Annotated in this window: 11 protein-coding genes and 2 pseudogenes; 8 read left to right on the top strand and 5 right to left on the bottom strand. The window is 60.9% G+C overall.

Features of this window, described 5'->3' with window-relative positions; translation table 11 throughout:
- The first annotated feature begins 96 nt into the window (after positions 1-96).
- Positions 97-783 (top strand): hypothetical protein, encoded by a 687-nt coding sequence (locus LPA46_RS08270; RefSeq protein ID WP_230892113.1) that lies wholly within the window; start codon positions 97-99, stop codon positions 781-783.
- A 498-nt stretch (positions 784-1,281) separates the two neighbouring features.
- Here LPA46_RS08270 and LPA46_RS08265 read toward each other — a convergent pair whose 3' ends face one another.
- Together LPA46_RS08265 and rdfA are read right to left on the bottom strand one after the other, a co-directional pair.
- The gene (locus LPA46_RS08265) at positions 1,282-3,234 is read right to left on the bottom strand and encodes an archaea-specific SMC-related protein (protein ID WP_230892112.1); all 1,953 of its coding nucleotides are present in this window, start codon (positions 3,232-3,234) and stop codon (positions 1,282-1,284) included.
- Positions 3,235-3,286: 52 nt separating this feature from the next.
- Positions 3,287-3,895 (bottom strand): rod-determining factor RdfA, encoded by a 609-nt coding sequence (gene rdfA, locus LPA46_RS08260; RefSeq protein WP_230892111.1) that lies wholly within the window; start codon positions 3,893-3,895, stop codon positions 3,287-3,289.
- Between the two features lie 559 nt (positions 3,896-4,454).
- Between rdfA and LPA46_RS08255 the strand changes: the two genes are divergently transcribed.
- Both LPA46_RS08255 and LPA46_RS08250 read left to right on the top strand, forming a co-directional pair.
- On the top strand, positions 4,455-4,838 hold the full coding sequence (locus LPA46_RS08255) for a hypothetical protein (protein WP_230892110.1): 384 nt from the start codon (positions 4,455-4,457) through the stop codon (positions 4,836-4,838).
- Between the two features lie 165 nt (positions 4,839-5,003).
- Positions 5,004-5,156 (top strand): hypothetical protein, encoded by a 153-nt coding sequence (locus LPA46_RS08250; protein ID WP_230892109.1) that lies wholly within the window; start codon positions 5,004-5,006, stop codon positions 5,154-5,156.
- A gap of 100 nt (positions 5,157-5,256) precedes the next feature.
- On the opposite strand, the gene LPA46_RS08245 is transcribed toward LPA46_RS08250, so the two are convergent.
- The 3 genes from LPA46_RS08245 to gfo6 all read right to left on the bottom strand — a co-directional run bounded on the left by LPA46_RS08245 (position 5,257) and on the right by gfo6 (position 8,796).
- Positions 5,257-6,141: a fumarylacetoacetate hydrolase family protein gene (locus LPA46_RS08245; protein WP_230892108.1), complete on the bottom strand. Its 885-nt coding sequence runs from the start codon at positions 6,139-6,141 to the stop codon at positions 5,257-5,259.
- 224 nt (positions 6,142-6,365) lie between these two features.
- On the bottom strand, positions 6,366-7,604 hold the full coding sequence (locus tag LPA46_RS08240) for a mandelate racemase/muconate lactonizing enzyme family protein (protein WP_230892107.1): 1,239 nt from the start codon (positions 7,602-7,604) through the stop codon (positions 6,366-6,368).
- A gap of 106 nt (positions 7,605-7,710) precedes the next feature.
- Positions 7,711-8,796, bottom strand: coding sequence for a D-xylose 1-dehydrogenase Gfo6 (gene gfo6, locus LPA46_RS08235; RefSeq protein ID WP_230892106.1), 1,086 nt, complete (start codon positions 8,794-8,796; stop codon positions 7,711-7,713).
- A gap of 70 nt (positions 8,797-8,866) precedes the next feature.
- Here gfo6 and LPA46_RS08230 point away from each other — a divergent pair, with 70 nt between their 5' ends.
- The 5 genes and pseudogenes from LPA46_RS08230 (at position 8,867) to LPA46_RS08210 (ending at position 13,685) form a co-directional block, all read left to right on the top strand.
- Positions 8,867-10,339: an aldehyde dehydrogenase family protein gene (locus LPA46_RS08230; protein ID WP_442908221.1), complete on the top strand. Its 1,473-nt coding sequence runs from the start codon at positions 8,867-8,869 to the stop codon at positions 10,337-10,339.
- 180 nt (positions 10,340-10,519) lie between these two features.
- A pseudogene (locus LPA46_RS08225) lies at positions 10,520-10,747 on the top strand (transposase); the annotation flags it as partial.
- 82 nt (positions 10,748-10,829) lie between these two features.
- Positions 10,830-11,724, top strand: a pseudogene (locus LPA46_RS08220) (IS1595 family transposase).
- A gap of 60 nt (positions 11,725-11,784) precedes the next feature.
- On the top strand, positions 11,785-13,179 hold the full coding sequence (locus LPA46_RS08215) for a GntP family permease (RefSeq protein WP_230892104.1): 1,395 nt from the start codon (positions 11,785-11,787) through the stop codon (positions 13,177-13,179).
- Positions 13,180-13,238: 59 nt separating this feature from the next.
- On the top strand, positions 13,239-13,685 hold the full coding sequence (locus LPA46_RS08210; RefSeq protein ID WP_230892103.1) for a universal stress protein: 447 nt from the start codon (positions 13,239-13,241) through the stop codon (positions 13,683-13,685).
- Positions 13,686-14,428 lie beyond the last annotated feature (743 nt).

The following is a 14,428-nucleotide window of genomic DNA, read 5'->3' as shown; positions in this document are numbered from 1 at the left end:
GCCCCATATACGCGTGGCGTCGGCGGGTGGATGGATATGGTCCAAAGAGTCTTATCGGCTTGTCGCCATCTTCCGCGCATCGGTGTCCCAGATTCCATGAACAGCGTTGAGATTACACTCTTGACCGCGCTGCTCGGCGCGATTGCGTTCGTGCTCGCGCTTGCCGTACGTCGTAAAAACGTCGCAGCGGCCGTCAACGCCGCTGTCTCGCTCGGTGTTGCCGGAGTCGCGGTCGCCGCTGCTGCCGGATTCGAGTTCGGCCAGCGTGGCTTCGTTGCCCCGGAACTCGCGTTCTGGACGGCAGTTGCTGGGCTCCTCCACTCTATCGGGATGCTCGGCCCCTACGACTCGGTTTGGTGGTGGGACCACCTGACACACGCCCTCTCAGCGGCGCTCTTGACGGCGCTCGTGTACGCCGGCCTGCTCGTTACTATCGATGACGCTGTTTCCACCGTTGTCGTCGCCGTCGCAGCAGTCGGCTACACTGTCGTCGCCGGCATCTGCTGGGAACTCGGGGAGCTCGTCGCGCGAGCCGTTGGCGACCGCTACGACGTCGAACCTGTGTTGGTGTACTATGGCTGGCAAGATACTGCCTACGACCTCGTCTTCGACGTCGTGGGTGCAGTGCTCGTCGTGGCGATCGACGTCCGAGTGTTCGTCGACCTCGCCGCCACTGCTCCCGGCACGACGCGACAACTACTCGTCTGGTCCAGCGCCACCGTCGTCGCGGGGTCCGTGCTGATGGCGATTGCGTTGTTCGCACGACCCGGCGGGCAGTCTTGATGAAGGGAAAATATCAGAGTTAGATATATTCTCTAATTATGGTTGTTATGATATTCTGAAAGAAATTTCGCGGTTCGTAATTGGTATCCAATATTTGTCGGGCAGTGGCGACGATTCACTCGGCGAGTAGCTAGAATAAGGGAGTTAAATGCCTAACAACTCGGCTTCTGGCTGATAACGGAAATCACACCGGTACTGAGGTATCGAAAACTACCACGAACTTCCGGCAAAGCGAAATCGCATAGATACACTTGTAGCGAGTTTTTATCACTCCTTCCGTACGAAACTGGCCTGTCTAAAACTTTGAACCACGGTCTCGAACCTTCGTCCGGAATACGCGACACGGCGTCAAACTCGGATAGATAATAAACTGTATAGAAACGATGAACTACCAGTCTCATATAATTTCAATAGCCAATTCCAATAGCGCCATTCGAACAGGTGGCGACAGCGGATTTTCCTTCCCGATCACAAAGCCGTCGAACGGGGATGCGACCGTTAGTCGATCTGCTCGACGTAGGCGTAGTCGTCGTCGAGCGCCTGGGCGTCCTCCGGGAGCAGTGCGACGGTGAGGTAGTCGGCGTAGTCGCTGAAGTATTCCACGACGCGTGCGATGCGGTCGGAGTCGATGGCTTCTAGGGAGTCCAGCACCATGAACGGGACGTCCTCGTACACTTCATGGACGAGGTAGCCCGCTAGCGCGAACACGAGCCCGGTCACTTCGCGCTCACTCTCCGAAAGGTGGTCGATGGTGTCCCGGTAGGAGGTGCCGTCGTCGGTTGCGCGGATGATGTGGAGGTCGAAGGTGGTCTTCTCAACCTTGCGGCGACCCTCGCGAACCTCGCGCTCGCGTCGCTCGACCCAGATGCGCTCAATGTTGTCGTACTCCAGCACTGCGAGCACGGACTCCATGTGGTCATTGAACTCCTCGACGGCTTCGGCCTCAATACGGTCGACTTTCGTCCGGAGGTCGGTGAGTTCGTCATCGATTTCATCGCGGCGCTCGGCCAGTTCGTCGCGCTCGCCGAGCGTCTCCTCGTGGTCGGCGATACTGGATTCGACGTCCTCGAGGTCGCTCTCCAGGCGGTCGACGCGGAGTTCGACTTCGTTGGACTTGCGGTGGAGCTCCAGCACTTCGTCGTAGTCACCGCCCGTGCCGGCGTCCTCGGTCTCGGCTTCGAGGCGCTGGACTTCCTCGCGCTGGTCCTCCAGAGAGTTCTCCAGGGAGTCGATGCGCTTCTCGGTGGCCTCGATTTCGTTCTCGACTTCCGAAAGGCGTCGCTCGGTGCGCTCGCGTTCGCGCTGCTGTCGCTGAATCTCCGAGCGAGTCGACGAGAGGTCGTCGATTTGTGCGTCGAGGTCGCTACGCTCGTCGAGTTTCTCCGCACGGAGGTCGCGGAGGTGGTCGACAGTCCCCTCAATGTGGTCGCGCTCGACCTCGGAGCCACACGTCCAGCAGACGACGTCCTCGGCGTCGCCGAGGAGCTGTTGGGTCGGGTCGGCATCGGAGTCGGTCTCGTCACCGAACTCGTCGAGGTCTAGGCCTTCGCCGTCGAGCATCTCCTCGTTGAAGTTGATGACGCTGCCGAGCTGGCTAATCGTGTCGTCGAGCGCTCGCTTGCGCTCACGGAGTTCGTCGATGCGACCGGCGAGCCGGTCGGGGTTCTCGTCGTGCTCGTCGACGTCGTCAAGTTCGGCTTCAAGCTGGTCGCGCTCGTCACGGAGGTCTTCGAGGGTCTGCTGTTCGGTTTCGAGTTCGAACTCGACATCTTCGAGGTCGGATTGGGCGTCCCGCAGTGCCTCGAAGGCCTCCTCGATGGCTTCCTTCTGGGAGCGGCTCTGTTCGAGACTGACGTCTTTTTCCTCGATTTCGGCCTCGACATCGGCGAGCTCCTCGCGCGCTTCTTCGAGATCCGCTTCGAGGCTCTGTTTTTCGGCTTCCAGTTCCGGGAGCTCGTGCTCGATTCGCTCGAGCTCCTTGATCTGGTTGTCGAGGTCGCGTTTCTCGTTTTCGAGTTCGCGAATCTGGGACTCGATTTCCTCGGTGTCCACCGGGTCCATGATGATCTCACGGAGATCGTCGCCGCGCGCGACGGCGCGGCGGACTTCGGTGTTTTCGAGGAGGAATGCGAACTGGTCGGCGACCTGGGGGTCGTCAAGGTAGGGGTCGCCGCCATAGACGACGGTATCGCCGCTTCGCGTGAGTGTTCGGGTGTAGGTTTCGTCGCCAACCTGCAGTTCGACTTCCCCCTCATCGGCGTCGCCTTTCAGCGAGGCGCGCTCGCTACCCAGACCCGCCATAATCGCCTGGAGGAACGACGTTCTGTTGGTCGCGTTTCGGCCGGTGAGCACGGTCACACCCGGGGGGAGCGAGACTTCGGCCTCGTCGATACCACCGATGTTGCGAGCGTGAACGCGGACGTCACGTTCGACAGGCTGCTGTGATGCCATTAGTTACGTATGATAAGGGGCTACGGCATAAGTGTTGTTACCCACAGGTTCCTCATGCCTCGCCACAGTCGCAGCCGCCCTGCCGGAGCAGTTCGCCGGCGGCATAGTCGGTTCCACAATCCCCACAAAACACGCGCACGTCGACGATAACGTCGTAGTCACGCTCGCTGAGTTCGCCGCTGGACACCAACCCTTCGATGGTCGAGTCAGTGACGGCTGAGGTGCGGCCCTGGAGGCGTTCGAGCATCTCTGCTTTCTGGTTGGGGTCACCAGACTGGTCGGGAAGTTCGGCCTCGCGGTACTCCGTGAGGTACGTGTGGATTGCCTGGTGCGTGACGAAGTCGGACTGGACGGCGTCGGCGTCGACGCCCATCGCTTCGAGTTCGCGCTGCTTCCGCATCCGGTCGCCGCTGGAAACGTCGTTTCCGGTGAGTGTCTGGTAAGCACTCTGGAGGTCTGTCTCGGAGATACTGCCGTCTGAGCGCCGGATGGCTGCGTCCAGTACTGCGCGGTTGAACTCGTCGGCGAGGTCGCGTAGGCTCGTTCGCTCGCCGCGTTCGCCCGTCCAGGCTACTTCGAGTTGTTCGCCCATGCCGCCAAGGTCGTACTTCTCGATGACGCGGGCAACCTTGCTGTTCGGCCGCGACGGAGACTCACTCATGTCGCTAGCTACTTGCTCCGTCATTACAAATGTATCGGTGTAATATCCTATTGCAGTACCGGACCAACCGGCGTCGCTGTCCACAACACAGTATTAATATCGCTGAAGTGGGCATTCTCGATAGATAGTACTGCTCTTGCCGCCGTTCCGTTCTATGATAGCGAACCGTGTGCCACGCTCGTTCTGTTGGTGGTCGGACTGGACACCACCGAGTAATGGAATTGCTCGCAAATAGTCTCGTCCAGATAACGCAAACCGGGGCTCGTCGCCGTGCGTCTCCGCACGATAGCGACCATAATTGATAATTCGATGGACGACAAGACCGGACACGATTGAATGCGGGGTCGGACTCACCGATGGACGTGGTCACACCTCAAGTAGAATTCTACATATCAGAACAACCGTATACTCTTGGATAGCAGTAGTGAACTTGCATATGGCCGATATAGCGGCCTAAGTAATGATATAGATAGTCCCGCAGGCATATTGTATTTCCTTTGATAGATAATGTATTCCTAGATACAGAACAGATTTCCCCGTCGGGAACAACCTCCCCTATGTGAGGGATCCTCATAGACTAATTATCGACGGTAGCGAGGGACACGTGGTCGTCGTTGTAGGTGATGGCGCGCCCGTTGTACACGCCGACACTTCCTTGGAACTCGGGTTTGCTTACCTTCTTTCCATCTTCGAGGATGCGGTCTTTGCAGTTACCGAGGGCGTCGGCGGCGAGGTTGTGGGCAGATTGGACGAGACGGGCTTGCAGACTGGACTGCTCCCGAACAGTAGTGTAGGTTTGTTCGTGGCGCGTGTTCTTCGTATCCTCGATTTCTGTGGGGTCGTCGCTCCATCTAGCGTCAGCAACGTGTTGGGTCGCTTGACGGAATTACTCGAACGTCTCATCGAGAACGCTGTGAGCACCCTCGGGAACGTCAAGCTTTAGCTGGGTGTTACAGACAACTGCCATACTTCATTAGTGTTGGTAGAGGGACTCGAAAGGATCCGTTCAAGGTGGTGTGGAGTTAGCCCTGCCATCGTGTGGTTTATCTCATTGGTTGTCGGCTTCCTCCCCGGCCTCAAGGGTCGGGTTATCCGCCTCGCGATCTCTATGAACCTCACCGTCAAAGAAGGACCCTACGCGTTCCGCGTCGGCCACTCTATCACGGACGTCGCATTCACCGCTGACTTCGAGGTCACGGGCGAAGCCGCCGAAAGTGGGCGGACGTACTTCACGGAGACCGAGTTCGAAAACGAAGAATAGCGAACCAGTAGCCGTCTTTTCCCCGCGTCGTACGCAGCACCCAAAGTACGCTCGTCCGTCGCTCGGTTCACCGGTCGCGCGTCACTACGGTCCGAAGTGTTCAGACGACGACGGTGTCGTTGACGAGTTCGCCGATGTGGTCGATGTTGATCGTGACCTCGTCGCCCTCGTTGAGAGTGAACGTATCCGGCGGCACGAGTGCGGTGCCGGTGAGCAACACCAACGTCTCCGGGAGGTTGTTGTGCCGGCGGAGGTACTTCACGAGCGTCTCGCAGGTCGTCGCCATCTCCGCGGTTGTGGTTTCGTCCTCGAAGACGACCTCGCCGTCGCGCTCGATGGCCAGCGACATCCCCAGGTCGTGGGGGTCTTCGATGACGTCGCCGGTCGCAACGCAGGGGCCCAGCGAGCAACAGCGGTCGTACACTTTCGCCTGCGGGAGGTACAGCGGATTCTCTCCCTCGATGTCCCGGCTGGAGACGTCGTTGCCGATGGTGTAGCCGACGACCTCCTCGCGGTGTAGGACGACGCCGAGCTCGGGCTCCGGGACGTTCCAATCGGAGTCACCGCGCACGCCGATGGAATCGTTCGGGCCGACGGTTCGCGAGGGTGTCGCTTTCAGGAACAGCTCCGGGCGGGCGCTATCGTAGACGTCGATATACACCTCAGGCTTCCCGCTCTCGGCCTTCCGTGCTTCCTCGCTGATACTGTACGTGACGCCCGCCGCCCAGACTTCGTCGGGGACAACCGGAAGGAGAGCGTCCCGTTCGGTGTCGTCCAATTTGCACTGGTTGGCGTCGGGAATCCGGTCGCGCGCGATAGCGTCAATGAACCGGTCGCTGGCGTTCGCCGCGCGAGCGAGTTCGGTGAACGAACCGAGGTCATCGGACGCCGTCGCCAGATTGTAGGCGTCTTCTTCCTCGTCGACGACGACGAGGGACTCCGAGTCCGTCCCCTGCTCTCTACTAGGGAGTCGGTAGTACCGCATACTCGTTGATACACCGATGTAGTTAAAAGAGTATCGCCGCCCTGCCCGTGAACTCACTGATAATACTCGGTTGTCGGACAGACGCGATCGCACGATGAAGTGGCGTATTGCGAAGTCCACCGAACGGGCTTCGACGCGTTACCGATCCGAGTCATGGGCCGGTCGCGTGAGTCAGAGGGTTACGTGTCGGCCGCTCGGGACCCGGTGTCCCGTGCTCGACGAATCTAGGCCTCGTCGAACAGCGTTTCGCCTTCGACCATGTGGTCCTCGATGGCGTCGAAGTTGAGCGTCAGGCCGAGACCCGGCTCCTCGGGAATTTCCATGCGGCCCTCTTCGATGAGTTCGTCTTGTTCGACCAGATCCTCCCACCAGCCGAGCTCGTAGGAGTGGTACTCCAGCGCCAGCGAATTCGGGATGGCGGCGCCGACGTGCGCGGACGCCATCGTCCCGATGGGCGAGGAAACGTTGTGCATCGCCACGGGGATGTAGTACATGTCCGCGAGGTCTGCAATCTTGCGGGTCTCGCGCATCCCGCCGACGCGCGGCAGGTCCGGCGCGACGATGTCCACGGCCTGGGGCTCCAGCAGCGTCCGCTGGCCGTGCTTCCGGTAGACGTTCTCGCCGACCGCGATGGGCGTCGTTGTGGACTTCGTCACCTGCTCTTGGACCTCGTGGTTCTCCGGCGGGACGGGGTCTTCGAGCCACCAGACGTCGTACTCCTCGAGTTCGCTGGCGAGGCGCTTCGCCGAGCCACCGGTGAACGCCCAGTGGCAGTCGAAGGCGACGTCCGCCTTGTCGCCGACGGCCTCGGTAGTCGCCTCGACGATGTCGACCTTGTGGTCGATTTCGGGGTTGCGGAGGTGGCGGTTCGCGCGATCCTTCTCGTGGCCGGAGGGGACGTCGAGGTCGAACTTGATGGCGTCGTAGCCGAGGTTCTCGACGACGCGCTCGGCTTCGGCCGCGCAGGCCTGCGGGTCGGCCTCGTTTTCGGTGTGGAGGTCACAGTAGACGCGGACCTCGTCGCGGTACTTTCCGCCGACGAGCTGGTAGGCCGGAACATCGAGGAGCTTGCCAGCTGCGTCGTGGAGCGCGATTTCGATGCCGGAGATAGCGGAGATGACTTTCCCGGAAATGGAGCCCTCGCCGCTCATCTTCTGGACGAGGTGCTCGTAGAGTCGGTCGATGTCGAGGGGGTTCTCCCCGACGAGGAACGGCTTCATCCGCTCGATGATGGCGGTGTCGCCGCCGCCCCAGTAGGATTCACCGGTGCCGACGACGCCCGCGTCGGTGTAGACGCGAACCAGAATCCACGGATAGTTGCCGTCGACCATTGTCGTCTGTACGTCCGTAATCTCCGCGTCGCGGACACCACCGCGCTCGTTGGAGATGCCCATCGTCTCTGCGGAGAGGTCCCGCATGGTGTACTCCGCGTTCGGGTCGCGGAGCTTCGCGTGATCGACCATTTGCGTCCGTATATTCCGCAACCCGATAGTAAAACTTTGGATGTGCCACTAGCTCGCACCCTTCCCCATACGCTCCAGATTCTCAGCGTTCGGACGCCGCGATGAGTTACAGCGAGACCGTGCTGCCAGTTTCGGCGGCTTCGTAGATTGCTTCGAGAGTCTGCATGTCCACGAGCGCGTGGTCGCCATCGGGGTGAATCGGTTCTTCCCGGAGCACGCGGTCGGCGAAGTAGTCGAACTCCTCGGCCATCTCGTCGCCGAACACGTTCCGGCGGCCGTCGTCGATTTCCATCTCCTTGCCGTCGACGCGCAGCGTCAGCGTCTGCGGGGATTCCCCGAGGAACGTCGGTTCGAGGCGGAGTTCGCCGTCGGTGCCGACGACGCGGAGGTGGCCCGAGCGGGCGCCGTGTTGGCTAGCCGTGCAGGCGGCGTACGTCCCGTCGTCGAACTGTATCGTGAACGCGGCGTGCTGGTCGGGAACGTCGCGGAACGCCTCGTCCTCGGAGTGCATTTGGGCGGTAACGCTGACGGGGTCGGCGTCGAGGACGAACCGCGCGGTGTTGATGGGGTAGATGCCGAGGTCCATTACGGTCGCGCCGTAGCCGACGAGGTTGGGGTCGAGGCGCCATTGGTCGGTGTCGCTGGAGACGACGTCCAGCATCTGCTGGCTCATATTCCCGTGGACGGCCACGGGGTCGCCGATGGCGTCGTCCGCGACGAGTTCGCGCATTCGGCGCACCTGCGGGTCGGTCTGCATCCGGTAGGCAACCATCAGCGGAACGTCCTCAGTAGCTTCGACAAGTGCTTGTGCGCGCTCACGGGTGGCCTCGATTGGTTTCTCGCAGAGGACTGCTTTCCCGTGTTCGGCGGCGGCTTCCGCATACGGTAGGTGGAGTGCGTTTGGCGTGCAGACGTAGACGGCGTCGTACTTATCGATTGCATCGCCTGCCTCAAACTCCTCGTAGGTGAGTGCGGCTTCGACGGTCAGCGTTTCGGCGGCGACTTCCTCGGCTTTTTCGTGGCTGCTGCTGACGACGACCGTAGTCTCACAGAACTCGGAGTTGTCGACGGCTGGCATCGCCTGTTCGCGGGTCCACCAGCCGAGGCTGACCATCGCGACGCGGAGCGTCCCGGACTTAAGTTGCTCCCAGTCACGGTCGCGAACGGTGCTCAGATAGTCGATGGCTGACATGGTAGTTAGGTTCGTGGCTCCTTCCAAAAGTGTACTGGACGCCGGATCTAAGAGTGCCGGAATCGTAAGAATGGTATGGTTGACTTGCGACGCTTCGAGTGTGACTGAAACCAAGCAGAACTACGTTGACGGAGAGTGGGCCCTTTCGGAGACAGGCAAGACCTTCGATGTTGAGAATCCAGCCAATCCCAGTGAGACGGTTGCGAGCTACCAGCAGTCTAACGCCGGTGATGCGACTGAGGCTGTCGAGGCTGCCGTCGCCGCTGAGGACGAATGGGCGAACACAGCCGGCCCGGAACGCGGCCGCATCCTCCGACAGGCCGGTTCGATTCTCGCCGACCGCAAGGACGAGCTCACGGAACTCCTCGTCAACGAAGAGGGGAAAGCGCGTCCCGAAGCAGCCGGCGAGGTCCAGCGCGCGATTGACATCTTCCACTACTTCGCGGGCAAAGCCTCGGACCTCGGCGGCACCGTGAAATCCTCCAGTAGCCAGGATACGACGCTGTACACGCGTAAGGAACCGGTCGGCGTCGCCGCGCTAGTGACTCCATGGAACTACCCCATCGCCATCCCCGCGTGGAAGCTTGCACCTGCCCTCACTGCTGGGAATACGGTCGTGCTCAAGCCCGCCAGCGACGCGCCTGGCGTCGTGCTTGCTATCGCGGAAGCACTCGACGAGGCGGGACTTCCGGACGGCGTGTTGAACGTCGTGACTGGCCCGGGGAGCTCGGTCGGCAGCGAATTTATTGAGCACGAGGGTACGGATGCCGTCTCCTTTACGGGCAGCAGCCAGGTTGGGGAGATGGTGTACGACCAGGCGACCGACCAGGGCAAGCGCGTCCAGACCGAACTTGGCGGCAAGAACCCGACGCTGGTCACCGACTCCGCCGACCCCGCGGAAGCCGCGGAAATCGTCGCGAACGGTGGCTTTGGGACGACCGGCCAGTCCTGTACGGCGTGCTCTCGTGCGATTGTCCACGAGGATGTCTACGATAAGTTCGTCAACGCACTCGTCGACCAAGCCGAATCGATCGATATCGGTCCTGGCCTCGACCACGAGATGGGGCCACAGGTCAGCAAGAGCGAACTCGAATCCACGCTCGATTACATCGACATCGCCCAAGAAGAAGGCGCAACCCTCGCAGCGGGCGGCGACACGCCCGACGAGTACGACACCGGCTACTTCGTGGAGCCGACGGTGTTCACGGACGTTGACAATGACATGCGTATCGCTCAGGAAGAAGTATTCGGGCCGGTCGTCGCCGTCATCAAAATCAGCGACTTCGACGAAGGCCTAGAAGTGGCGAATGACGTCGAGTACGGCTTGTCGGCGAGCGTCGTCACGGATGACCACACGGAAGCCAATCGCTTCGTCGACGAAGCCGAGGCGGGCGTCGTCAAAGTCAACGAGAAAACGACTGGCCTCGAACTACACGTCCCCTTCGGTGGGTTCAAGCGGTCGTCCTCCGAAACCTGGCGCGAACAGGGCGACGAGGGCCTGGAGTTCTACACCATCGAGAAGACCGTCTACGACAACTACTAACAGCGCGTCCTTTAGGGCGTTCGCCGCTTCTGGGAGTGGCTTGCCGGTGTGTTAGCGCCGGCCACGCAGAGTGTAGATATATCAACAATCGCTCTTGGGTAGAGGATTGTTGGTCAGGTTTCAGCAGTCGCTGGAAGTCACAGCGGGCAAGGGTGACGCGGACGCGTCACCCGACGAACGATGTTCCCAATCAAGACGTTCGTCTCGGAGCGTCGGGCCGCGAACCTGCTGGCACAGGTTCGCTGGCGTAACGGTGTCTATTGCCCACGCTGCCGTACCGAATCACGGATTCGGCACGGCAGCTATCAAGTGTTTCAGCGGTATCGCTGTAAGAATTGCGACCGCACGTTCAACGACCAGACTGGCACTGTCTTCGAACACTCAGCGGTGGCACTCAGAACGCTTTTGGGTAGGAGATTGTTGACGCTACTGAGCGGTAGCTGTGGCGTCGAAGAGGGTAAGGGCACCGCGGCAGCGGTACCCAACACGGATGATTCCGCTAGATGTGTTCGGGTCGGAATCGGTCGCAGCGGACCTGCTCCAACAGGTTCGCTGGCGTGACGGGGTGACCTGTCCTCACTGCCGTTCCGACCGCACGGTCAAGAACGGCAGCTACAGGGAGTTTCACCGATATCTCTGTAAGGATTGCGACCGCACGTTCAACGACAAGACGGGCACAATCTTCGCTCACTCGAAGATTACACTCCGTTGGTGGTTGTTCTCGATGTACGCGTTTCTCCGCTTTAACACAAGCCTCCGCCAGCTCCAGTGCGAAATCGACGTGACACACAAGACGATCCAGTGGCGCATCGAGCGGTTCGCCAACGCGCTCGATGCGCCTTCGCTTGATCTGCTTGGACCGGTTGAAATCGACGAAATGTACGTCTCTGCGGGGCTGAAAGGCCGCGAGCGTGACCAAGCGTCGCGCTCGCGTGGCCTGTCCACGCGTGGGCGTGGAACATATGATGGCGACAACCCACCTGTGTTCATTCTCGCTGATCGTGGCACCGGACGGCGGTACGTGAACCCTGCGAAAGCCGCCGACGAATCGACGATTCGACTCCTCTTGGCTGACCGTAACGAGGAGTCGCTGACTGTCTATACCGACGGTTTTCGGGCGTACGAACCGCTCGACGAGGACGACGTATTCGACCGCGAATACGTCGTCCATGGCGACGGTGAATACAGCCGACGACGAGGTCCACGTCAACAGCTGCGAGAGCCACGCCTCGCTGACGCGACGGTGGCTCTCCCCGCATCAAGGCATCTCGAAGGACAAGCTTACACAGTCTCTGAGAGCGTTCCAACTCCGCCGAGAAGTATATCGAAAACCGGGACAAGACGCACTCAAACTCGCGATCCAAGCAAAATTCAGACATCAATAATGTGCTACACAAGAGCGAAACTTTTTTGAAGTGTCGAGAGAGGGTGGTAAATCGTTACACATGGCAATTGAGTTCGCACACAGTCCACTGCTCACGTTCGCGGTCGGCCTGGCCGTGGTCGTGATGCTACTGGTCGTACTGGACCTCCCGGCGTTCGTCGGGCTCACCATCGCGGCGTTCACCGTCGGCCTCGTCAACGCCGTCTTCGTCCCCGACTTCGCAATGGCGGACGCGGCGGCGAGGACCGCAACTGCCTTCGGTAACGGCATGGCAGGAATCGGTATTCCCATCCTGATGGCCGCAATCATCGGGAAGTCAATGCTAGAGAGCGGGGCTGCCCAGCGCATCGTCCGCGGGTTCCAGTCGCTAGTCGGCGAAGGCAACTCCGACATCGCACTGTTGGGCAGTAGCTCCGTCCTCGCAATCCCGGTGTTCTTCGACAGCGTGTTCTACCTGATGGCGCCGCTGGCCCGGTCGATGCGCGCCCGCGTCGGGAAGAACTACGCGCTGTACATCGTCGTGGTCGGTGCCGGTGCGGCGACGACGCACGTGTTCGTCCCGCCGACGCCCGGCCCGCTCGCAGTCGCCAGCGAAATCGGCGTCGACCTCGGCATCACGATTCTCGTCGGTGTTGCCACCGCGATCCCCGCAGCCATCGTCGCCGGCCTCATCTACGGCCGCTGGATCAACGCCCGCCTCGACATCCCGCTACGGGACGCGATGGGCACCACCACCGAGGAGCTGGAGGAGCGCGCCCAGCGCGACACCACGAACCTCCCCGGCGTCCTCGAAGCACTCCTGCCCATCTTCCTCGCGGTCGCACTCGTCGCCTCCGCGACCGGCGTCGACACCTTCCAGGAGTGGTACCCAGTCCTGGAATCCATCCAGCCGCTCGTCGCGTTCATCGGCGACAAGAACGTCGCGCTCACCATCGCCGCGATGGCAGCCGCCGTCACCTACCTCCGCTGGACCGGCCTTTCGCGGTCGGTCTGGGAGGACGAACTCACGGAAGCGCTGAAGAGCGGTGGCAACATCGCCGCCATCACCGCGATGGGTGGCGCGTTCGGCGCGCTGCTCGCCGCCTCCGGCATCGGCCCGTACATCGCCGACATCCTGCAGAACTTCGGCATCGGCCTGCTCGTCACCGCATGGCTCATCGCCGCCGTCGTCCGCATCGCACAGGGCTCTGCGACGTCCGCGATGCTGACTGCCGCCGGCATCATGGCGCCGCTGACCAGCCAGCTCAGCGTTCATCCGGCGTATCTCGTGATGGTTATCGGTGCCGGCGCCCAGATCTGCTCGTGGTACAACGACTCGGGCTTCTGGCTCGTGAAGGAAATCGGCGGCCTCACACAAGCGGAGACGCTGAAGACGTGGACCGCACTGACAACGATTATCTCGATTACTGGACTCATCGCCGCGTTGGTTTACTCGACAATCGTGCCGCTGGCCTGAGCAGCATCCCCCTCGAACATCCCCAAACACTAACCAGACACCACTCTGAACTCACACTCATGGACCGCGCACTCGCAGTCATCGACCCGACCGACGCAGCGAAAGACCTCCTGCACGAGGCAGGCACGCTCGCAGCGGGCGTCGACGCCACCCTCGTGGTGATTCACGTCACCACCGAGGACGAGTACGGCGGCCGCCGCGAAGCGATGGAAGCGATTCCGAACGGCTCAGCGAGCTACTCGCCCGACGAAGCCGAAGAAGGAGCCGCGCAGTTCGCACAAGACCTCGCCGACGAGATTCTCGCGGACCTCGACGTCGAGTACGAGACCGCCGGCTACCTCGGCAAGAAAGCGAGCAAGACCCTCGACGCCGCCGCAGAGTACGGCTGCGACCACATCTTCCTCGCGGGCCGCAAGCGCTCGCCCACGGGGAAAGCCATCTTCGGGGACGCGACACAGAAAGTCATCCTCGACTACGACCACCCCGTCACCGTCCTCACCGCGTAACCCGATACCTCGCTTTTTTCGACGCGTGAGGACAGCCAGGATGACAATGACCGCCCTGACGATGTCTCTGCGAAAGCCAGCGTCGTCATCGAGGAGATCAACAGCAACCGCTACTACTATCAGTGGCGGGCCGGCGATCAGGTCAAATCCAAGTATAAGTCCCCAGTCGAAGCCAGTGAGTAGAACGCGCAATTACTATCATGTGCACTGAAATTGGAGCGCGTAGATACTACTGCAAGGATTACTTGAAGGTAACATCGCTGTCCGGTCATCGATGTGTTTTGACGAGGAACTCTATCGTATATTCCCAAGCAACCAGATCTAGTGGATCGTGGCGACATGCATCCCGGGTTCGTACACTGCCGAGTCAGCAGCGTCGCGTACACTTGGCTCACCGGACGGAGACTACGCGGCGCCGAAGTCGTCTCTCTCCGGAGCGGCGTCCCACGCGGCGCCGGCAGCCTCTCCGGTCAAGCCCTCCGTTTTCACTTCGACAGGCGACGACGGCGGACGGGGTCGGCCGTCCCGACCACGAAACCATTTCTGTAATACAGAACAGTTACTCGCCAACTGAATCACAGTCATACGGGTGTAATCTACAGTGGCGGTTGTCAGCTCCGCGCCCGGTATCCGGAGAATACAACGGAGTAATGAGATCGCGGCCGAGCGTTCCGTCCGCGAGCGATCATTCCGAAATGAAGAACGGACGTTTAGTAGTCGGGCTGGGCGAGCGGCCGGAAGTC

The sequence above is a fragment of the Halobacterium sp. KA-6 genome (assembly GCF_021029015.1).
Classification (GTDB): Archaea; Halobacteriota; Halobacteria; order Halobacteriales; family Halobacteriaceae; genus Halobacterium.
This window is presented reverse-complemented; position numbering and strand designations above follow the sequence as displayed.